Genomic DNA, 18,861 nt, shown 5'->3' on the forward strand with positions numbered 1-18,861 from the left:
ACGTTAGTCCTGCCCCTTGGCGATGAACCCAAGAATCACGTGTGCGACCTGGACCTCGACCCCGGCCTGGAAGGCAGGCATCCGTGGACCGGCGTCTCGGTCCTCACCCGTGCAGCCGGAACCGCAGGTCAACAACTTCCGCACCGGAGTCGGCCTCCGCTGCCCCTTGATATGTCCACCGGCATCATCCAAGGTGGGGAATGGGGGCAATCCGGCGGCGGGGTGCGGGTCCCTGGGCAGGGGAAAGCAGGAATCATGTGTCGACTTTTTGGACTGCACGCCGGACTGGACCGGGCCAAGGCAACCTTTTGGCTGCTCGAGGCGCCCAACAGCCTGTCCCTGCAAAGCCACTACGAACCGGACGGCACCGGCATCGGCACCTTCGATGCCCGGGAGAAGGCCATGGTCAACAAACAGCCGCTCACGGCCTGGCAGGACCGGGAATTCGCGGCTGAGGCCCGGCGCCTGGAAAGCACGACGTTCCTGGCGCATGTGCGCTACGCCAGCACCGGCGGACACACCCGGGTGAACACCCACCCGTTCGAACAGGACAACCGGCTCTTCGCCCACAACGGGGTGCTGGGCGGCATGGCCATGCTTGAGGACCGGCTCGCTTCGGTCGGAACCCGGGACCTGGTCCAGGGGCAAACCGACAGCGAGCGGATGTTCGCGTTGGTCACCGCGGAAATCCGCCGCGCGGACGGGGATGTCGCTGCCGGGATCACTGCCGCCGTGAACTGGATCGCGCAGCACCTGCCCGTCTACAGCCTGAACTTCATCCTCACCACCGCCACGGACCTGTGGGCCCTGCGCTATCCCGAGACCCACGAACTGTACGTCCTGGACCGGCCCCCGGGTCCCGTGGCCGACGCCGAACCACTTGTCGCACACAGCCGCAGGATCCGCGCCCACAGCCGGCAACTGGCCACGCGGCGCGTCGTGATCGTGGCGACGGAAATCATGACGGCCCATCCGGATTGGCGGCTGCTGGAACCGGGCGAATTGCTTCATGTCAACCAAGACCTGGCGATTGGCTCGAACCTTTCCTTCGCACAGCCTCCACGCCGGAAGATCCGGCTCGAACAGCTTGGCGCCGCGGCCGCCGCCTCGCAACATCCCCAGGTGCCGGCATGATCCGCGTGCCGAAAGCCTCAGAGGCGGTGTCCCGCAACAGGCCTTAGGCCGTGCCCCCAAGGCCTGTTGCGGGCAATCCGCCGCAACGGGTTCCCCTGCGGCCTGCCGCGTGGAAGCCTTGCGGTATCCGATGCACGCTCGGCATCACCCAAGGAGGCGCTTCCCATGCGACGGATCATCAATTCCACCTATGTCACGCTCGAGGGGATCATCAGCAACCCGCAGGATTGGCCCGCCCTGGATGACCCCGGCGGCGAGAGTGCCGGGATCCAGCAAGAGTTGATCGACCAATGCGATGCGATCCTGCTCGGCAAGGACACCTATCTCAGCTTTGCCGGGGTCTGGCAGGGGCGAAACGGGGACCCGTTCACCGAACGCATCAACGCCGTGCGCAAGCATGTGGTCTCCACGACGCTGACCCAGGCGAGCTGGGAGAACAGCGCCATCATCGGCGACGACGTCCCCGGCGCCGTTGCCGCGCTCAAGGCCGACCCCGGTCAGGACATCCTCTCCTATGGGTTCGGCCGCCTGGCCCGCACGCTCATGGACCACGGGCTGCTGGACGAGCTTCGGCTCTGGATCCACCCGTTCTTCATCGGCCCCGGCCCCGGCTCCGTGTTCCTCCACGACCAGGCACCGGCAGCGCAGCTGCGGCTGAAGGATTCCCGGACGATGGCCAACGGGATCGTCATCCATTCCTACGGCGTGGAGCCCCGGGGGTAGGAGCCGAGCGTGTCACCCTTCCTGGCTGCCGGCAGTCCTCTCCCCCGTGCCCGCACCGGGCCCGGCATGGAATCGTGTTCCGGCCCGCGCCGCGGAGCCGGGTGACGAGCACCTGTTTTACCAGCGGTAGAATCGATCCATGACCTCTCGTAAGACCTGGATCGCGTATTTCGCGGTCGACGTGGTCCTCGTCCTGATCTTTGCCTTGAGCGGACGGGGTTCCCACCAGCATTCACTGACCGTCCTCGGAGTGCTCCAGACCGGTGCCCCTTTCCTGCTGGCGCTGGCGACGCTGACGTTGCTCTCGCGCCCTTGGACCAACCATTCGCGGATCTGGCCCACCGGCGTTCTGGTCTGGCTCGGCACCGTTGCCCTGGGCTTGGCGCTGCGTGTGCTGTTCGGCGCCACGGCCGCGGTGCCGTTCATCATCGTGGCAACGATTGTGCTCGGAGTGTTCCTGCTGGGCCGCCGTGTCGTCACCTCGCTCGTTGCGCGCCGCCGCGTGCGCAACCTCGCGTCCTGAACTAGGCTCAACGCAAGTTCGGGGAACCACCACCCATAACCAACTGGAGGTACCAACGTGGTCACTGCATTCGTCATGATCCAAACCGCTTCTGACAGCATTCCCGAGTGCGCCGAAAAGATTTCGGACATCGAGGGCATTTCCGAGGTCTATTCGGTCGCCGGCGACTGGGACCTGATCGCCATCGCGCGGGTCCGCCGGCACGAAGACCTGGCCGAAGTCATTGCCAACAAGCTGTCCAAGGTGCCCGGAATCACCGGCACCCAGACGCATATCGCGTTCCGCGCATATTCCAGCCACGACCTGGATGCGGCGTTCTCGCTCGGTCTCGAGTAGCCCGGAGGCGTCCGCACGACGCAGCAAACTCTCCGCGGGTGTCTCGCGGCCCCTCGACGGGGCCGCCAGGCACCCGCCGTTGCGTTAACCGCCGGCCACCGTGGCCGCGCTGAAGCCGTCCGGAGCGACCGGGGCCCGGCTTTTTGCGCGGAACGGGAACCGGGTCCGCAAACGAGACTAAAAGAATTTCAGCGATGGCCCTTTGTTACGTGGATTTGGCCTCAAGCGGGCTGTCCGCCCCGATTCTCGATCCAGCGGACCTTCTGACGGGGAAGGAGTCGAAGGCTCCCCCACGGGGCCGCCAGCGTCCGCAAAACCGATCCCCGGGTCCATGGGGGCGAAAGTGCCGCCGGGCCGTAGAAACAGCACTGGCGCCCTTGCCGTCCCGTAGGGATGGCAAGGGCGCCGGTCCGCGTGCACAGGTACACGCAGGAAATTGAGACTAGGCCGTCGCCTGGATCCACTTGTCCAGAACCTGGCGGGCGGAGCCGGAGTCGATCGACTCGGCTGCCCGGACAACCGCCCGCTCGATGCGCTCGGACAAGGAACCGGACCCGTCCGGATCAAAGGCGACCAACCCGGCAGCGGCATTGAGCAGCACCGCATCGCGCACCGGACCCCGGGCGCCGTCGAGCACATCGCGCACCACCTGGGCGTTGTACCGGGCGTCGCCACCGCGCAAGTCCTCGATCGTGACCCTCGGCATGCCGATGGCCTGCGCATCAAACCTCGTTTCCACCACTTTCCCGTCGCGCACTTCCCAGACCCGGTTCTCGGCGGTGGTCGTCAACTCGTCCAGCCCGTCCTCACCGCGGAACACCAGGGCGCGCACGCCGCGGGCAGCCAGGACTCCGGCCATCAGCGGCGCCATGCGCAGGTCAGCGCAGCCGATGGCCGATGCGGTGGGCTCGGACGGATTGGTCAGCGGACCCATGAAGTTGAACGCGGTGGGCACGCCCAGCTCGCGCCGCGGCACGGCGGCATTGCGCATCGAGGGATGAAAAAGGTTGGCAAAGCAGAACGTGATGTTGGCTGCGTCGAGCACGTCGTGGAGGCGTTCGATCGGGACGTCCAACCTCACGCCCAGCGCTTCGAGGACATCGGCCGAACCCGAGGATGATGAAGATGCCCGGTTGCCGTGCTTGACGATCCGGGCGCCGGCGCCGGCACAGACCATCGATGCCATGGTGGAGATGTTCACGGTGTTCTGTCGGTCACCTCCCGTGCCGACGATGTCCAGGCACTCGCCCTCGACCGCCAGGGGCATGGCATTGGCGATCATCGCCTCGACCAGGCCGGTGAGTTCGTCAACGGTCTCGCCCTTGGAGCGAAGCGCAACAAGGAAACCGGCTACTTGCGTATCGGTGGCATTGCCCGTCATCACCTCGCCCATGGCCCAATACGCTTGGTCCCTGTCCAGGTCGCCGCCGGCGATCAAGATAGAGAGAATTGTCGGCCATGTGGGGAACTTTTGCTTCGTTCGAATCGTTGACACGCCACTAGGTTATCTACGAATCGTAGAAAATCTGAAATGTTAATCCCGCGTGTTTCCGCGGCTGTAGGCGTGAAGCAGTGAAATTTCCCGCCACGCGGGGCCCAATGCATTGGTGTCAGAGGGACTTTTATAGACATAATGGCTCTGTGACAACTGCGACTCATGCCCTAAATGCCCCGGCGCAAGCTGCGCCGAACCGTCCCAACATGGTGTCGGTAGGAACTGTCGTCTGGCTTGCCAGCGAGCTGATGTTCTTTGCCGCGCTTTTCGCCATGTACTTCACACTCCGTGCTGCATCGCCGGAGATGTGGGCGACCGAAACCGAGAAACTCAACGTTCCGTTCGCACTCGTTAACACGATCATCCTGGTCTCGAGCTCATTCTCCTGCCAGTTGGGTGTCTTCCGTGCCGAGGATCTTAAGCCTCGCCGCACCGGCGGACTGTTCAACTTGAAGGAATGGGGAATGGTGGAATGGTTCGTCCTGACCGTCATCCTCGGTGCCATCTTCGTTTCCGTGCAGGCCTACGAGTACACCGAACTGGTGGCTCATGGCATTGCCATGAACTCCAACGCCTACGGCTCCGTCTTCTACATGACCACCGGCTTCCACGGCTTGCACGTGGCTGGCGGCCTCATTGCCTTCATGATGATCATCGGACGTGCGCTCATTGCACGTAAGTTCGGTCACTACGAGGCAACCGGTGCGATCGTTGTGTCGTACTACTGGCACTTCGTCGACGTCGTGTGGATCGCACTGTTCGCGATCATCTACTTCCTGAAGTAGCGCAACCCACATCGTTGCCTACCAATGGCAACTCCCCGTTCTAAGAAATAAGTGAGGAACCAGCAAGTGAAGGCTCTTTCGCAAAGGCGCCGCCATCCACTCGCCGCCGTCGCACTGCTGTTGATGGGATTGCTCATCACTGGAGGCCTGTACATGGCCGCCGGCAGCGTCAACGAGGCCAAGGCGGCCACAGGATACAGCGCAAGTGACATCGAGGAAGGCAACAAGCTCTTCATCGCAAACTGCGCTACCTGCCACGGTTTGAATGCTGAAGGATCGGCTGACGGTCCTTCGCTGATTGGCGTTGGCGCCGCTGCAGTCGACTTCCAGGTCGGTACCGGCCGTATGCCGATGCAGATGCAGGGGCCGCAGGCTCAGGCCAAGCCGGTACAGTTCGATGATGCCCAGATCTCCCAGCTCTCCGCATTCGTGGCCAGCCTGGGCGCCGGACCGGCTATCCCGTCCGAAGACATGCTCGATACGTCCCATGGCGACTCCGCCGCGGGCGGTACGGTATTCCGCGTGAACTGCGCAATGTGTCACAACGCCGCCGCTGCCGGCGGCGCACTAACGCGCGGCAAGTTTGCCCCGGCCCTGGCCGGCGTATCGGAAAAGCACATCTACGAGGCCATGATCACCGGTCCGCAGAACATGCCCGTCTTCAACGACTCGAACATCACCCCCGACGAGAAGCGTGATGTCATCACCTTCCTGAAGGAAATTGAATCCCAGGGCTCGCCGGGCGGAGCCAAGCTTGGCTCCCTTGGTCCGGTCGCTGAAGGTCTCTTCATCTGGACCGCTGGTTTGGGCATCATCATCGCCTTCACCATCTGGCTCACTTCGCGTCCTTCATAGGCCGCTGGCGGCTAGCGCTGCCAACATCACTACGTACTAATGAATCTTGAGAAAAGGATGAGAGACAACATGGGCGACCATAGTCACGGCAGTCCGGACGACTCGGGCACCGTTGCTAAGGCTGGCACGGGAACCCTGGATAAATTCCAGGACCCCGGCCTTCCGCCGCATCGGAAGCGCTTGGCAGATACCGACCCGCATGCAGAGAAGCGAGCAGAGCGTCAGGTAGCGCTGCTGTTCATCATCTCCATCATCGGAACACTGTCGTTCTTTATTGCTTACTTCGTTCTCGGACGTCCGGAAAACATCTCGGAAATCCGTGTCCAGAACGCGATGCTCGGCCTTGGCACCACATTTGCCATGCTCGGCATCGGTATCGGCATCGTTCACTGGGCAAAGACCCTGATGCCGGACCACGAAATCTCGGAGATGCGCCACGAGATCACCCCAGAGGCTGATCGCAAGGACGCCGAGGAAATCATCAACCAGGTGATCGAAGAGACCGGCATCAAGCGCCGTCCGCTCATTCGCAACACCCTCATTGGTGCCATTGCCTTGGCCCCGATCCCGGCCATCTTCATGTTCCGCGACCTCGACCGCACCGGCAAGAACGCCGGCGAAATGGTTGAGCAGCTGCGCCACACCATGTGGGACACGGACGTTCGCCTCACCCGCGATCCCTCCGGAACCCCCATCAAGGCCTCGGACGTGCAGATCGGTTCGGTCTTCCACGTCATTCCCGAGGGCCTGGACGAGGCGGAAGACGTACTCAACGAAAAGGCGAAGGCCGTTGTGCTGTTGATGCGCCTGGATCCCGACAAGATGGAAATCTCCGAGGGCCGCGAGGACTGGCACTACCAGGGCATCGTTGCCTACTCGAAGATCTGCACCCACGTCGGTTGCCCGGTTGCACTTTACGAGCAGCAGACGCACCACCTGCTGTGCCCGTGCCACCAGTCGACCTTCGACCTGACGCAGGAATGCAAGGTCATCTTCGGCCCGGCCGGACGCGCATTGCCGCAGCTGCCGATCAAGGTTGACGCCAACGGCTTCCTTGTCGCCCAGAGCGACTTCCACGAGCCTGTTGGTCCGAGCTACTGGGAGCGTGGCTAATCCATGAGCACCACTACTGAGTACACTCCGAAGACTTCGACCGGACGGATCGCCCACTTCGTCGACCAGCGTGTCGGCGGTTCGGGAATCGTCAAGGAATTCGGTCGCAAGATCTTCCCTGACCACTGGTCCTTCATGTTCGGCGAGGTGGCACTGTACACCTTCGTCCTGCTGCTGATCTCGGGAACGTTCCTGACGTTCTTCTTCGACCCGTCGATGGCACACGTCATCTACAACGGTTCGTACAACCCGCTCCGGGGCATTGGCATGTCCGCCGCCTACGCCTCGACGTTGGACATCTCCTTCGACGTGCGTGGCGGCCTGTTCATGCGCCAGGTCCACCACTGGTCCGCGATCCTCTTCGTTGCCGCCGTGTCGGTCCACATGCTCCGCGTGTTCTTCACCGGCGCATTCCGCAAGCCCCGCGAACTGAACTGGGTTGTCGGCGGCGTGCTGCTCATCCTGGCCATGGCCGCGGGCTTCACCGGCTACTCGCTCCCCGATGACCTGCTCTCCGGCAACGGCCTGCGCATCATCGACGGCGTCGTGAAGTCGATCCCGCTGGTTGGCACCTACATTTCGCTGTTCCTCTTCGGTGGGGAATTCCCGGGCACGCTGATCATTCCGCGCCTGTACTCGCTGCACATCATGATCGTTCCGGCGATCATCCTGCTGATGGTCGGCATCCACCTGTTCATGGTGGTCGTGCACAAGCACACCCAGTACCCCGGCCCGGGCCGCACCAACGACAACGTCGTTGGCTTCCCGGTCGGCCCGGTGTACGCAGCGAAGGCCGGCGGATTCTTCTTCATCGTCTACGGCATCGTCGCGGCAATCTCCGGATTGCTGACGATCAACCCGGTCTGGAACTACGGGCCTTACGACCCGTCACCGGTTTCGGCCGGTACCCAGCCGGACTGGTACATCGGATTCGTCGATGGCGCCTTGCGCCTGATGCCCGGCGTGCTGGGGAACTTCTCCTTCGAGTGGAACATCCCGTTCCCCTGGGGCGTGAACACGCTGAGCCTCAACGTCCTGGTTCCGGCGCTTATCCCGGCCGGCATCATGTTCACGATCATGTTCGCATGGCCGTGGATCGAAAGCTGGGTCACCAAGGACAAGCGCGAACACCACCTGCTGGATCGCCCGCGCAACGCCCCGTTCCGTACGGGCATGGGTGTTGCCGGCGTTGTGTCCTACTGCGTGATGTGGGCAGCTGCCTCCTCCGACTTGATCGCCACGCACTTCCACGTCTCGCTGAACGACGTCACCTACTGGTTGCGCGTGCTGTTCATCCTCGGCCCGATCCTGGGCTTCGTCGTCGCCCGCCGCATCGCACTGTCGCTGCAGCGCAAGGACCGCGAGATCGTGCTGCACGGTCGCGAGACCGGCGTCATCGAGATGTCGCCTGAAGGCGCCTTCTCGGAACGCCACGCGGACATGGACGTGTACAAGCTGCACACGCTGGTGAACTACGAGGACCGCAAGGTCATTCCCGCTCAGCCGAACGCCGCCGGCCACATCAGCCGCAGCGAGAAGCGCCGCGGCGCCCTGTCCAAGTTCTTCTTCGAGGACCGCGTTGCCCCGGTGACGCCGTCCGAGTTGGCAGCACTGAAGGCAGAGCACGGACACGGTCCGGCAGAAATCGAAGGTTCCTCCACGGAGTCCATCGAGAAGTAGCACCTGCCAGGATTCATTCCTGGCCGCTGGGGCCCGCCAATTGGCGGGCCCCAGCGGTGTTTAAGGCGCCTTTTCCGTCTCGCGGGCCGTTTCCGCGCCGGCTGGGTGCACCGCCATGCAGGGCCCGCTCCCCCGCTCCGGGGCCGGTGTCGTTGGCGGGATCGGGATTTCCCGGCTGCGCGGGATCCCTTCCGGCGGCTCCGGTGACAAGATGGGGTGAGGCGCAACAACGCCCACACCCTGCCAGGTGGCGGCGCGGGCCCGGCCCACGGATCCGGGCACCGCGTCCACCATCCGTGCACCACCACGCAATGGGACAACAACCATGGAACAGGCAAGCATCCGCTATATCGTTCACGACGTCGATGCCGCGATCGCCTTCTACGTCGGGGATCTTGGATTCGCCACCCTGATGCACCCGGCACCGGGTTTCGCGATCCTTGAACGCGGCGCCTTGAGGCTGCTGCTCAGTGCTCCCGGGTCCCGGGGGCCCGATGGGACTCCCGGTGGCGGCGGCAGCGCCATGGCCGACGGCACGATGCCCGCCCCCGGCGGCTGGAACCGGATTTCCCTGGAAGTCACGAACCTGGCGGCCCTGGTTGGGAGGTTGGTGGCGCGTGGGGTTCCCTTGCGCATGGATGTGGTTGTCGGCGTCGGCGGAAGCCAGGCCCTGGTGGTAGACCCCTCGGGGAACCTCGTCGAACTCTTTGAACCGCTGGCGGAAGCCGGCTGAGCGCGCCGCGCCCTCGTCCCGGCCGGGCATTCGAACCCCGGCTTCGCACGGCCTGGCTGCCAGCGCGGCACGTGGTTGCCGGGAGCGGCGCTCCCCCTGCGGAGAGCACGGGCGGCAAGCGCGCGCGGGAGCCGAAGCGGCCCGCGCACTTGGCGGGATGGCCCGTGTGCGGCCGCCCACGGCCCCCTGTGCGACCCGGAACTACCTGAGGGTGGTGTAGCGCGGGCTGCGGCTCCCCTGCCGCTCCAGCGGCACGAAGAGCTTGTAGCGGTCCGAACGGTAGAGCGAGATCGAATAGTCCACCAGCCCCTCGCCCACGAAGGCGTACCGGGTGATGCGCAGCAGCGGGAACCCGACATCGACCTGCAGCAGCCCGGCGTGCTCGCTGGTGGCCGCGGTGCTTTCGATCTGGTCCTCTCCCCACTCCAGGATCAGGTTGTAGCGTTCGTGCAGCGACTGGTAGAGGGAAATCGGCGGCGGATCGTTCAGGAACCCGGGCACCAGCTCGCTGGGCATGAAGTTCTCATCCAGGCTCATCGGCTTCCCGTCGGCCAGCAGCAGGCGGCTGAAGCGGATCACCGGGGCTCCCTCGTCGATCTCCATGTGCCGCGACAGCGAGCCGGAGGCCGGAACCTCCTCGAAGCGCAGCACGTGCGCATCGGGGACCATCCCGCGGCGCACCATTTCCTCGCTGTAGGAGTTCAGCCGGACCTGCAGGTCGACCTTCGGGTGCGCGACGAAGGTGCCAACCCCGACAACGCGCTTGAGGACCTGGTCCTCCACCAGCGAGTCGATGGCCTGGCGCAGGGTCTTGCGCGCCACGTTGAAGCCCTCGGCCAGTTCGCGTTCGGGCGGGAGCCGGTAACCGGGTTGGCAGACGGTCCGGGCATGGGTGCGAAGGATCTCCCGGATCTGCCGGTACTTCCCGAGCGGAGATTCCGGGTCCAAGGTGCCCTGGACCTTGGGCTGCGGCGCATAGGGTTTCACTGTTGCTCCATTGTCCCCGGGCCGTCACCCGGCCCGTCCTGCTTCCATTCTCGCGCATCGGGGCCCGGAGCTTAAATGCCGGAAGCGGTGTTCCGATTCCCCCGAGGGGGAAGGAAACACCGCTTCCGATGATTTAGCGTGCGTGCGCCATGCCCGTGTTAGTGGGCGTGGTTGCCGCGGCTGAACTCGTAGACCCAGCCGACGAGGCCGATGATCGTGAAGCCGACGCCGATGTACAGGACCCAGAAGCCCACGGCCAGGCCGAGGAAACCGACTGCGGCACCGGTGCCGAGGACCAGCGGCCACCAGCTCCACGGAGCGAACAGGCCAATGGCGCCCGCGTTCTCGTGGATGTCGCCGTCAACGCGGTCCTCGGGACGCGCGCCAACCCGACGGGAGGTGTGCAGCAGGTACCAACCGACCATGAGCGTCATGCCCACAAGCATGAACGTTGCCAGTACGCCAACGGGTTCATTCCACTTGGTCATGATCCCGTAGACGATGGCCACCGGCGTGAAGAAGAACACGCCGCCAAGGAAGAGCCAAGATTCTACTTTCATCTCTACTTGTCCTTCTGGTCAGCCGGGCCGAAGATCTTGGCCACCGCGGTTTCCGGGGTCGAGCGTGCGCTCAGTTCCGGGTGGTGGAGGTCAAGAGCCGGGCGCTCGGAACGGATGCGCGGGATCGAGTGGAAGTTGTGGCGCGGCGGCGGGCAGGAGGTTGCCCATTCCAGCGATGCACCGAAGCCCCACGGATCGTCCACGGTGACCTTCTTCGCGTGGCGGTGCGTGGTCCAAACGTTCCAGAAGAACGGGATCATCGACATGCCCAGGATGAAGGCGAACACGGTGGAGAACTGGTTCATGGTGGTGAACCCGTCTTCGGGCATGTAGTCCGCGTAACGACGCGGCATGCCGATGACGCCCAGCCAGTGCTGGATCAGGAACGTGCCGTGGAAGCCCACGAACAGCAACCAGAAGTGGATCTTGCCCAGGCGCTCGTTGAGCATCTTGCCGGTCCACTTGGGCCACCAGAAGTAGAATCCGGCGAACATCGCGAACACCACGGTTCCGAAGACCACGTAGTGGAAGTGGGCGACGACGAAGTAGGTGTCCGAGACGTGGAAGTCCAGCGGCGGGGCCGCCAGGATGATTCCGGTCAGGCCGCCGAAGAGGAAGGTCACCATGAAACCGATGCTCCAGAGCATCGGGGTTTCGAAGGTGATCGACCCCCGCCAGAGCGTGCCGATCCAGTTGAAGAACTTCACGCCCGTTGGCACCGCGATCAGCATCGTCATGAAGCCGAAGAACGGCAGCATGACCTGGCCGGTCGCGTACATGTGGTGCGCCCACACCGAGACGGACAACGCCGCAATGGAGATGGTCGCGAAGATCAGGCCCTTGTAGCCGAAGATCGGCTTGCGGGAGAACACCGGGAAGATCTCCGAAACGATGCCGAAGAACGGCAGCGCAATGATGTAGACCTCGGGGTGCCCGAAGAACCAGAACAGGTGCTGCCACAGCATCGGGCCGCCGGCTTCGGGATCGAAGACGTGGGCGCCGAAGCGGCGGTCCGCTCCCAGTGCGAACAGCGCGGCTGCCAGCGGCGGGAAGGCCATCAGGACCAGGATCGAGGTGATCAACGCGTTCCAGGTGAAGATCGACATGCGCCACATGGTCATGCCAGGTGCACGCAGGCAGATGATCGTGGTGATGAAGTTGACCGCGCCCAGGATGGTGCCGAAGCCCGACAGGGCCAGGCCGAAGACCCAGAGGTCACCGCCGACGCCGGGGCTGAAGGTGGTGTTCGACAGTGGTGCGTAGGCGAACCAGCCGAAGGAGGCTGCACCCTGCGGGGTCAGGTATCCGGCCAACGCGATGGTCGAGCCGAAGGAGAAGAACCAGAAGGCCAGGGCGTTCAGTCGTGGGAAGGCCACGTCCGGTGCGCCGATCTGCAGCGGCATCATGACGTTCGTGAACCCTGCGAAGAGCGGGGTGGCGAACATCAACAGCATGATGGTGCCGTGCATGGTGAACAGCTGGTTGTACTGCTCCTTGGTCTGCAGGATCTGCATGCCCGGTTCGAACAGCTCGGCGCGGATGACCAGGGCCATCACACCGCCGATGCAGAAGAACACGAAGGAGGAAATCAGGTACATGTACCCGATGGTCTTGTGGTCAGTGGAAGTGATCCAGTTGACGAAGATCCGTCCCTTGGAGATCGGAACCACGCGAGGCGCAAGTGTTTTGGCCTCGTCTGTAGCGTATTCATAGGTAGTCACGACGGATTACTTTCCTTCCGAGGTGTGGGCCGAAACCTGGTTGACCTCGCCCGGCTTGCGGTCTTGGTCTTCACCGATGTGGCCATCCTTCAGGGTGGCCAGGTGGTTCAGGAATTCGCCTTCGGACACTACCTTCACGTTGAAGAGCATCTCGGAGTGGTACTCGCCGCAAAGCTCGGCGCACTTGCCGTCGAACTGCCCTTCGACCTGCGGGGTGAGGTAGATGTAGTTGGTGTGGCCCGGGAACATATCCATCTTCTGCAGGAACGCAGGAACCCAGAACGAGTGGATGACATCACGGCTGTTCAGCTCGAGCGTGACGGTCTTTCCAACCGGCAAGTACAACGTCGGGAGTTCGGCCTTGCGGCCGGCCTCACCGGTCAGGTGGGCCTGAACGGTTGCGTCGTACTTTTCCTGGCCCATGTAGCTGTAGTTGTAGTCCCATGCCCACTGCTTGGCACGGACGTCGACGACGAGCTCGGAATCCACCGGGGCGTTGATGGCCTTTTCCGTGTGGTCGGAGAACGTAAAGAACGTCAAGACCATTACGAGAGGCACAGCCGTGTAGAAAATTTCGATGGGCAAGTTATAGCTGAGCTGGCGCGGGTAGCCAGTGTCATTCTTGCGGCGGCGGTAGGCAATGATGCACCAAAGCATCAGGCCCCACGTCAGGATACCGATCAGAAGTACGGTAATCCACGTGTTGACCCAGAGATCCTGGATCATACCGGTGTGGTTGGTGGTGTCACGTTCGACGTTTGGGAGCCAACCTCGCTGGACTTCCGCTGAACATCCCGTCAACAACAACGCGCCGGAGCCGGCAATAGCCAAGACTTTGGCTACGCCTTTCCGGCGGCTGCTGGTTCGGTCTTGCGAACTCACAGACGGCCCTTCCTCTTTGTTGGTGCTGAATGAGTCTTCGACGCCCAGCGGCCGGACTCAAGTGAATCAACGCTGATGAGGTCGAAGAAAACCATAGTTTTACTACTTATCGTAGAGCTTACCCTCTCGGGCACGCGAATGCCGACCAAAACACCGCCCAGGGACGAAGATTTCTCAACGTTTGGGCGGTGCATTTGGTTCCGGGTTAGTGGAAGGAATCTCCACAGGCGCAAGAGCCTCCGGCGGCCGGATTGTCGATGGTGAAGCCCTGCTTGGAAATCGTGTCTTCGAAGTCGATCGAAGCCCCGTCCAGGTAGGGAACGCTCATCTTGTCCACGACAACTTCAACGCCGTCGTAGTCCTTCACCGCGTCGCCTTCAAGCAGGCGCTCGTCGAAGTAGAGCTGGTAAATCAGGCCCGAGCATCCCCCTGGCTGAACGGCGACGCGCAACCGAAGATCGGTGCGGCCTTCCTGTTCAAGCAGTGAACGGACCTTTTCTGCTGCGACCTCCGAAAGCTTGACCTCGTGGCTCGGAAGCTCGGTGGTGTCTGCGGTGGTCTCATTGGCTGCAGTTGTCATGCGTGATCCTCCATATACTGCTCACTTGGGCTACGCCTCAAGCGCGGCCCCTCACCTTCCAATGGTACGGCGTTGCAGCAAATGATGTCGCGGCACCGCCCCCAGGGCCTCAGAGCCCGTGGTTGTTCAAGCGTGCCAAGAGCAACGCCTCAGCCAAAATTGCGTGACGGAAATCGCCCAGGTGCAGCGACTCATTGGCCGAATGCGCCCGCGAATCGGGGTCTTCCACGCCAGTGACCAGGATCTGTGCGGCAGGGAAGACCTCCAGCAGGTCCGAGATGAACGGGATGGAGCCGCCGATGCCGGTCTCCACGGCCGGTACGCCCCAGGCCTCCCCCAGCGCCCAGAGGCTCGCCTGTGCGGCCGGGGCCGAGGTGTCTGTGGCAAAGGACTGCCCGGCCTCGTCCGACTCAAAGGTGACCTGCGCGCCGCCCAGGTCCTGGGACATGATGTGTGCGCGCACCGCCTCGGTGGCGGTCTCCGGGTCCTGGCCCGGTGCCACGCGCAGGCTCAGCTTGAAGCGCGTGGAAGGCAAGAGGGTGTTGGAGGAAAACGCGACGGAGGGGATGTCCATGCCGATGATGGACAGTGCCGGCTTGTTCCACAGCCGGTCGGCGATGTTGCCGGACCCGGCCAGCGCCACGGAATCCAGTACCGAGGAGTCCGCGCGGAACGCGTCTTCGGGGTAGTCGACGACGGCGTTGTCGTTGGAGACCAGCCCCTCGATCGCGACATTGCCCTGCGCGTCGTGGAAGGTGGAGATCAGCCGTGCCGCCACCGTCGGCGCATCGAGCACCGGCCCGCCGAACATGCCCGAGTGCACCGCGTGGCCCAGGGTGCGGACCTCGACCACTCCCCCGACCATGCCGCGCAGCGACGTGGTCAGGGCCGGGACCCCGACCTTCCAGTTGGAGGAGTCGGCCACGACGATGACATCCGCCTCGAGGCGGTCGCGGTGGGTCTCCAGGAACCGGCGGAAGCTCGGTGATCCGGCTTCTTCCTCCCCCTCCAGGAAGAAGGTCACGCCCAGGCCGAAGTCCGCGACGGTGTCCAGCACCGCACGCAGGGCGGCAATGTGCACCATGATCCCGGCCTTGTCGTCGGCGGCGCCGCGGCCGTAGAGCCGCCCGTCGATTTCCGTCGCTTCGAAGGGCTTGGTGTTCCACAGCTCCTCGTCCCCCGGGGGCTGCACGTCGTGGTGCGCATACAGGAGGATGGTGGGCTTGCCGTCGGCGGCCGGTCGGTTGGCCACGATGGCCGGGCCGCCCATCGCGCCGGAGGCGGTGGGCACGCGCAGGATCTCGACCTGCTCCATGCCCGCGTCGCGCACCAGCTGCGCCACTGCCTCGGCACTGCGGTCAAGCTGGTTCGGGTCGAACGATTCCCAGGCGATCCCGGGGATCGCCACCAGGTTGCGCAGTTCGGTGACAATGCGGTCGAAGTCGTGGTCGACGTGGGTGCTCAGTGCATCGCGATCCACGCCGAAAGACGCCGGGTCGGCGGTGTTCTTGGTAGTCATACCAGAGAGCCTACAACCGCACCGTGTGGCCGATGCCGGCGGCATGCCGGGCGCAAGCTAGACTGGCAAGGTGTTTGGACGCAAGAAAGATACGGCAGCTTCCGCGGAAGCGCCCACAGATGAGACCACAAAGCCCGTAGGCAAGAATGCCCCTACCCCGAAGCGCAGCGTGCAGCAGGCGCAGAACCAGCGACCGCTGGTTCCCACCGACCGCAAGCTGGCGCGCGCGGCCGAGCGTGCCCAGCGCCTCGAGGCGCAGAACCGCATGCGGCTGGCCAACGAGACCGGCGACGAACGCTTCATGGCGGCCCGCGACCAGGGACCGCAGAAGCGCTTCGCCCGCGACTTCGTGGACCGCCGCTTCATGGTCGGCGAATACCTGATGTTCGCGGTGTTCGCCTTCCTGATCGTCTCGCTGAGCCTCTCGAAGTTCCCGCAGGTGACGGTCTACGTGACTTTCGCCCTGTGGATCCTGGTGGGCCTGGTGGCCATCGATTCGTTCATCATGACCCGGATGCTGAAGAAGGCGCTGGTTGCGCGCTTCGGTTCCGTCGAGCGCGGCGTGATGTACTACGCCGTCATGCGCGGCATGCAGTTCCGCAAGTTGCGCCTGCCCAAGCCGCAGGTCCGCCGCGGCGAGGCCCCGCGCTAAGGATACGCACCAGCGTTCAGGAAACCACACCAAGGCGTGTGGCGCCCGGCCCGGGAACACCGATTCCCGCCCGGAGCGCCACACGCCTTTTCGCTGCCCGGATGGCGGCCCTGCCTCCGGGCCGGGGGCGCCGGGCGACCGGTGCCCATCCGGGCACAGTGCCCCCAAACACCGCGGGCCCGTTGCACCGACGGTTCGGTGCAACGGGCCCGCGAGGGTGTTGGACGCTACTTCCTGGCCAGCGACCGGCCCTGGGCCTGCGCCTTGGCCAGGGCCTTGTTGATGCCGCGGACCCAGAACGGCCCCTCGTAGAGGAACGCGGTGTAGCCCTGGACCAGGTCGGCACCGGCCTCAAGGCGCTCGATCACGTCCGCACCGGTGCTCACCCCGCCGACGGAGATGATCGCCATGGAGTCGGGCAGCTTCTCGCGCAGCACCTTGAGCACCGCGAGCGAGCGGGCCTTCAGCGGGGCCCCGCTCAATCCCCCGGCACCCAGCTCGGCGACCTTGAACGCGTCGCTGGCCAGCGGTTCGCGGGCAATGGTGGTGTTGGTGGCGATGATGCCGTCCAGCTTCAGCTCGGTGGCCAGGGTGGCAACGTCGGCGATGTCCTCGTCGTTCAGGTCCGGGGCGATCTTGACCAGCAGCGGCACGTGGCGGCCGGCGACCCGGTCGGCCTCGGCGCCCACGGCGGCCAGCAGCGGCCGCAGCGTCTCCACGCCCTGGAGCAGGCGCAGCCCCGGGGTGTTGGGCGAGGACACGTTGACCACCAGGTAATCGGCGTGGACGGCCAGTTCGCGGGTGGAGACCAGGTAGTCCTCGATGGCGTCCTCGAGCTCGACGACCTTGGTCTTGCCGATGTTCACGCCGATCACCGGCCGACGCGCGCCGTAGCGGCCGGCCAGTGCCAGGCGTGCGGCGCGGATGCGCGGGGCCACCGCGTGCGCCCCGTCGTTGTTGAATCCCATGCGGTTGATGACCGCCTTGTCCTCCACCAGGCGGAAGAGCCGCGGCTTCTCGTTGCCGCTCTGCGCGGCACCGGTGATGGTGCCGACCTCCACGTGGCCGAAGCCCAGGTCCGCCAGCGCCGGGATGCCCGCGCCTTCCTTGTCGAATCCGGCGGCCAGGCCGAAGGGCGAGGGGAAGTCGATGCCCATCACGGTGCGGCGCAGCGACGGGTCGGGGGCACACAGTTTCCGGTAGATGCCCGAGACCCCGAGCTTCTCTGCCAGCCGCAGGGCGTCGAAGGAAAAGTGGTGTGCCTTTTCGGGATCCATCTTCGTGAAAACGAGGCGGAAAATCGTGGGGTAGATGCGCATGGTTCCTAGTCTTCCCCGCAACCACGCTTCCTAACAACTTCAAGTTCGTTATGCTCGACACATGTCGCACGCCTCCTCCCTCGGTTCCAGGTCCGTGCCCCAGCCGGAGAACGACCCCAGCGCCGCCTGGCCGGACTTCAGCGCAACGACCCGGCCCGGCGCGTGGGAACCCGACATCCTGGGCGAGGGGTTCAGCTACACGACCCTGCCGCTGGGCGCCGATGCGGAGGGCGAATTGTGTGCCACGCTGGTGCGCCACCGGCTCCCCGCCCCGCAGTCCGCGCACGTGCGCCCCACCGCGACCTCCCGGCTCGGCGCGGCCCTGGAGAGGTGGTGGCCCCGGCCGGTCTCCGCATCCCCGGCCCGGGCGACGGACGCCCCCGGGACCTCCGGATTCGTGCTGGCGGTGCATGGCTGGAGCGACTACTTCTACAACGCCGAACTGGCGCGGTATTGGACAGACCGCGGCTACGCGTTCTATGCGTTGGACCTGCGCCGCTACGGGCGCAGCCTGCGCCCCCATCACCTGAACCCCGGCTTCACCGCTTCCCTGGGCGAATACGACGAGGACCTGGCCGCGGCCCTGGACATGATCCGTTCGCTGGAAGGCGCGGACGCAACGGGGATCTGCGTGGCGCATTCGACCGGAGGGCTGGTGGCAAGCCTCTGGGTCAACAGACACCCGGACGCGTTCCAGGCACTGATTCTCAACAGCCCGTGGCTGGAGATGCAGGGCAGCTACCTGGTGCGCTACGCCGCCCAGGGCGTGGTCGAGCCCATTGCACGGCGGCGCCCGCGGGCCAAGCTGCACCTGCCGGAACTGGACAACTACTGGCGCTCCATGAGCCGGCAGGCCCAGGGTTCCTGGGACCTGCATCCGCTGTGGCGTCCGGCCGTGGCCTTCCCGGTGACCGCCGGCTGGATCACCGCGGTGATGGCCGGGCACCGCGAGGTCTCACGGGGCCTGGACATCAAGGTGCCGGTGCTCGTGCTGACCTCGAAGACCTCGCACCTGGGCACCAACTTTGACGAGTCGATGCTTCACCACGACTCGGTGCTGGAGGTGCAGGTGGTGCGCGACCGATCCCTTCGTCTGGGTTCCGAGGTGGCAAACACACTCATCGCCGGGGCCATGCATGATGTGTTCGCGTCCCAGCCCGAACCGCGGGCCGCCGCCTATGCGGCCATCGACAGGTGGGGTTCCGGCTACCTGCCCGGACTTGCCGCGCGCGCGGACGCCGCCCGGTCCTGATCCCGGGCACGG

Annotated in this window: 19 protein-coding genes; 11 read left to right on the forward strand and 8 right to left on the reverse strand. The window is 64.6% G+C overall.

Features of this window, described 5'->3' with window-relative positions; translation table 11 throughout:
- Nucleotides 1–255: 255 nt before the first annotated feature.
- From BLJ79_RS12290 to BLJ79_RS12305, 4 genes are all read left to right on the forward strand, one after another.
- Nucleotides 256–1,134, forward strand: a complete 879-nt coding sequence (locus tag BLJ79_RS12290) for a class II glutamine amidotransferase (RefSeq protein WP_071215037.1) — start codon at nucleotides 256–258, stop codon at nucleotides 1,132–1,134.
- A 165-nt stretch (nucleotides 1,135–1,299) separates the two neighbouring features.
- Complete coding sequence (locus BLJ79_RS12295) at nucleotides 1,300–1,857, forward strand: dihydrofolate reductase family protein (protein ID WP_071215038.1); 558 nt, start codon at nucleotides 1,300–1,302, stop codon at nucleotides 1,855–1,857.
- A gap of 139 nt (nucleotides 1,858–1,996) precedes the next feature.
- A complete protein-coding gene (locus BLJ79_RS12300) occupies nucleotides 1,997–2,380 on the forward strand; it encodes a DUF3054 domain-containing protein (protein WP_071215039.1) in 384 nt (127 codons plus the stop codon).
- Between the two features lie 57 nt (nucleotides 2,381–2,437).
- Nucleotides 2,438–2,716, forward strand: coding sequence for an Lrp/AsnC family transcriptional regulator (locus BLJ79_RS12305; protein ID WP_071215040.1), 279 nt, complete (start codon nucleotides 2,438–2,440; stop codon nucleotides 2,714–2,716).
- 442 nt (nucleotides 2,717–3,158) lie between these two features.
- Here BLJ79_RS12305 and trpD read toward each other — a convergent pair whose 3' ends face one another.
- On the reverse strand, nucleotides 3,159–4,211 hold the full coding sequence (trpD, locus tag BLJ79_RS12310; protein ID WP_071215041.1) for an anthranilate phosphoribosyltransferase: 1,053 nt from the start codon (nucleotides 4,209–4,211) through the stop codon (nucleotides 3,159–3,161).
- A gap of 146 nt (nucleotides 4,212–4,357) precedes the next feature.
- On the opposite strand from trpD, the gene ctaE reads away from it, so the two are divergent.
- The 5 genes from ctaE to BLJ79_RS12335 all read left to right on the forward strand — a co-directional run bounded on the left by ctaE (nucleotide 4,358) and on the right by BLJ79_RS12335 (nucleotide 9,377).
- Complete coding sequence (gene ctaE / locus BLJ79_RS12315) at nucleotides 4,358–4,996, forward strand: aa3-type cytochrome oxidase subunit III (RefSeq protein ID WP_071215042.1); 639 nt, start codon at nucleotides 4,358–4,360, stop codon at nucleotides 4,994–4,996.
- Nucleotides 4,997–5,062: 66 nt separating this feature from the next.
- Nucleotides 5,063–5,851, forward strand: coding sequence for a cytochrome bc1 complex diheme cytochrome c subunit (qcrC, locus tag BLJ79_RS12320; RefSeq protein WP_071215043.1), 789 nt, complete (start codon nucleotides 5,063–5,065; stop codon nucleotides 5,849–5,851).
- Nucleotides 5,852–5,920: 69 nt separating this feature from the next.
- A complete protein-coding gene (gene qcrA, locus BLJ79_RS12325; RefSeq protein ID WP_083411255.1) occupies nucleotides 5,921–6,964 on the forward strand; it encodes a cytochrome bc1 complex Rieske iron-sulfur subunit in 1,044 nt (347 codons plus the stop codon).
- 3 nt (nucleotides 6,965–6,967) lie between these two features.
- Nucleotides 6,968–8,644 (forward strand): cytochrome bc1 complex cytochrome b subunit, encoded by a 1,677-nt coding sequence (gene qcrB / locus BLJ79_RS12330; protein ID WP_071215045.1) that lies wholly within the window; start codon nucleotides 6,968–6,970, stop codon nucleotides 8,642–8,644.
- A gap of 325 nt (nucleotides 8,645–8,969) precedes the next feature.
- Complete coding sequence (locus BLJ79_RS12335) at nucleotides 8,970–9,377, forward strand: VOC family protein (RefSeq protein ID WP_071215046.1); 408 nt, start codon at nucleotides 8,970–8,972, stop codon at nucleotides 9,375–9,377.
- A 201-nt stretch (nucleotides 9,378–9,578) separates the two neighbouring features.
- On the opposite strand, the gene BLJ79_RS12340 is transcribed toward BLJ79_RS12335, so the two are convergent.
- The 6 genes from BLJ79_RS12340 to BLJ79_RS12365 all read right to left on the reverse strand — a co-directional run bounded on the left by BLJ79_RS12340 (nucleotide 9,579) and on the right by BLJ79_RS12365 (nucleotide 15,626).
- Nucleotides 9,579–10,364 (reverse strand): GntR family transcriptional regulator, encoded by a 786-nt coding sequence (locus BLJ79_RS12340; RefSeq protein ID WP_071215047.1) that lies wholly within the window; start codon nucleotides 10,362–10,364, stop codon nucleotides 9,579–9,581.
- Nucleotides 10,365–10,522: 158 nt separating this feature from the next.
- Entirely contained in the window at nucleotides 10,523–10,924 is a 402-nt protein-coding gene (locus tag BLJ79_RS12345) for a cytochrome c oxidase subunit 4 (protein WP_071215048.1), read from the reverse strand.
- A gap of 2 nt (nucleotides 10,925–10,926) precedes the next feature.
- Complete coding sequence (ctaD, locus tag BLJ79_RS12350) at nucleotides 10,927–12,645, reverse strand: aa3-type cytochrome oxidase subunit I (protein WP_071215049.1); 1,719 nt, start codon at nucleotides 12,643–12,645, stop codon at nucleotides 10,927–10,929.
- 6 nt (nucleotides 12,646–12,651) lie between these two features.
- The gene (ctaC, locus tag BLJ79_RS12355; protein ID WP_071215050.1) at nucleotides 12,652–13,527 is read right to left on the reverse strand and encodes an aa3-type cytochrome oxidase subunit II; all 876 of its coding nucleotides are present in this window, start codon (nucleotides 13,525–13,527) and stop codon (nucleotides 12,652–12,654) included.
- 205 nt (nucleotides 13,528–13,732) lie between these two features.
- Nucleotides 13,733–14,107, reverse strand: coding sequence for a HesB/IscA family protein (locus tag BLJ79_RS12360; RefSeq protein WP_071215051.1), 375 nt, complete (start codon nucleotides 14,105–14,107; stop codon nucleotides 13,733–13,735).
- Nucleotides 14,108–14,216: 109 nt separating this feature from the next.
- Nucleotides 14,217–15,626 (reverse strand): dipeptidase, encoded by a 1,410-nt coding sequence (locus BLJ79_RS12365; RefSeq protein ID WP_071215052.1) that lies wholly within the window; start codon nucleotides 15,624–15,626, stop codon nucleotides 14,217–14,219.
- A gap of 70 nt (nucleotides 15,627–15,696) precedes the next feature.
- On the opposite strand from BLJ79_RS12365, the gene BLJ79_RS12370 reads away from it, so the two are divergent.
- The gene (locus tag BLJ79_RS12370; RefSeq protein WP_071215053.1) at nucleotides 15,697–16,278 is read left to right on the forward strand and encodes a DUF3043 domain-containing protein; all 582 of its coding nucleotides are present in this window, start codon (nucleotides 15,697–15,699) and stop codon (nucleotides 16,276–16,278) included.
- 227 nt (nucleotides 16,279–16,505) lie between these two features.
- On the opposite strand, the gene BLJ79_RS12375 is transcribed toward BLJ79_RS12370, so the two are convergent.
- On the reverse strand, nucleotides 16,506–17,597 hold the full coding sequence (locus BLJ79_RS12375) for a quinone-dependent dihydroorotate dehydrogenase (RefSeq protein ID WP_071215054.1): 1,092 nt from the start codon (nucleotides 17,595–17,597) through the stop codon (nucleotides 16,506–16,508).
- A gap of 61 nt (nucleotides 17,598–17,658) precedes the next feature.
- Here BLJ79_RS12375 and BLJ79_RS12380 point away from each other — a divergent pair, with 61 nt between their 5' ends.
- Nucleotides 17,659–18,849 (forward strand): alpha/beta hydrolase, encoded by a 1,191-nt coding sequence (locus tag BLJ79_RS12380; RefSeq protein WP_083411256.1) that lies wholly within the window; start codon nucleotides 17,659–17,661, stop codon nucleotides 18,847–18,849.
- Nucleotides 18,850–18,861: the final 12 nt, after the last annotated feature.

It is taken from the genome of Arthrobacter sp. UCD-GKA, assembly GCF_001863355.1.
In the GTDB taxonomy this organism is placed as follows: domain Bacteria; phylum Actinomycetota; class Actinomycetes; order Actinomycetales; family Micrococcaceae; genus Paeniglutamicibacter.

Bases quoted from the DNA above. Each gene is read 5' to 3' on its own strand.
- BLJ79_RS12290 (WP_071215037.1), top strand. From the start codon at position 256: ATGTGTCGACTTTTTGGACTGCACGCCGGACTGGACCGGGCCAAGGCA.
- BLJ79_RS12295 (WP_071215038.1), top strand. From the start codon at position 1,300: ATGCGACGGATCATCAATTCCACCTATGTCACGCTCGAGGGGATCATC.
- BLJ79_RS12300 (WP_071215039.1), top strand. From the start codon at position 1,997: ATGACCTCTCGTAAGACCTGGATCGCGTATTTCGCGGTCGACGTGGTC.
- qcrA (WP_083411255.1), top strand. From the start codon at position 5,921: ATGGGCGACCATAGTCACGGCAGTCCGGACGACTCGGGCACCGTTGCT.
- qcrB (WP_071215045.1), top strand. From the start codon at position 6,968: ATGAGCACCACTACTGAGTACACTCCGAAGACTTCGACCGGACGGATC.
- BLJ79_RS12335 (WP_071215046.1), top strand. From the start codon at position 8,970: ATGGAACAGGCAAGCATCCGCTATATCGTTCACGACGTCGATGCCGCG.
- BLJ79_RS12345 (WP_071215048.1), bottom strand. From the start codon at position 10,924: ATGAAAGTAGAATCTTGGCTCTTCCTTGGCGGCGTGTTCTTCTTCACG.
- BLJ79_RS12360 (WP_071215051.1), bottom strand. From the start codon at position 14,107: ATGACAACTGCAGCCAATGAGACCACCGCAGACACCACCGAGCTTCCG.
- BLJ79_RS12365 (WP_071215052.1), bottom strand. From the start codon at position 15,626: ATGACTACCAAGAACACCGCCGACCCGGCGTCTTTCGGCGTGGATCGC.
- BLJ79_RS12375 (WP_071215054.1), bottom strand. From the start codon at position 17,597: ATGCGCATCTACCCCACGATTTTCCGCCTCGTTTTCACGAAGATGGAT.
- BLJ79_RS12380 (WP_083411256.1), top strand. From the start codon at position 17,659: ATGTCGCACGCCTCCTCCCTCGGTTCCAGGTCCGTGCCCCAGCCGGAG.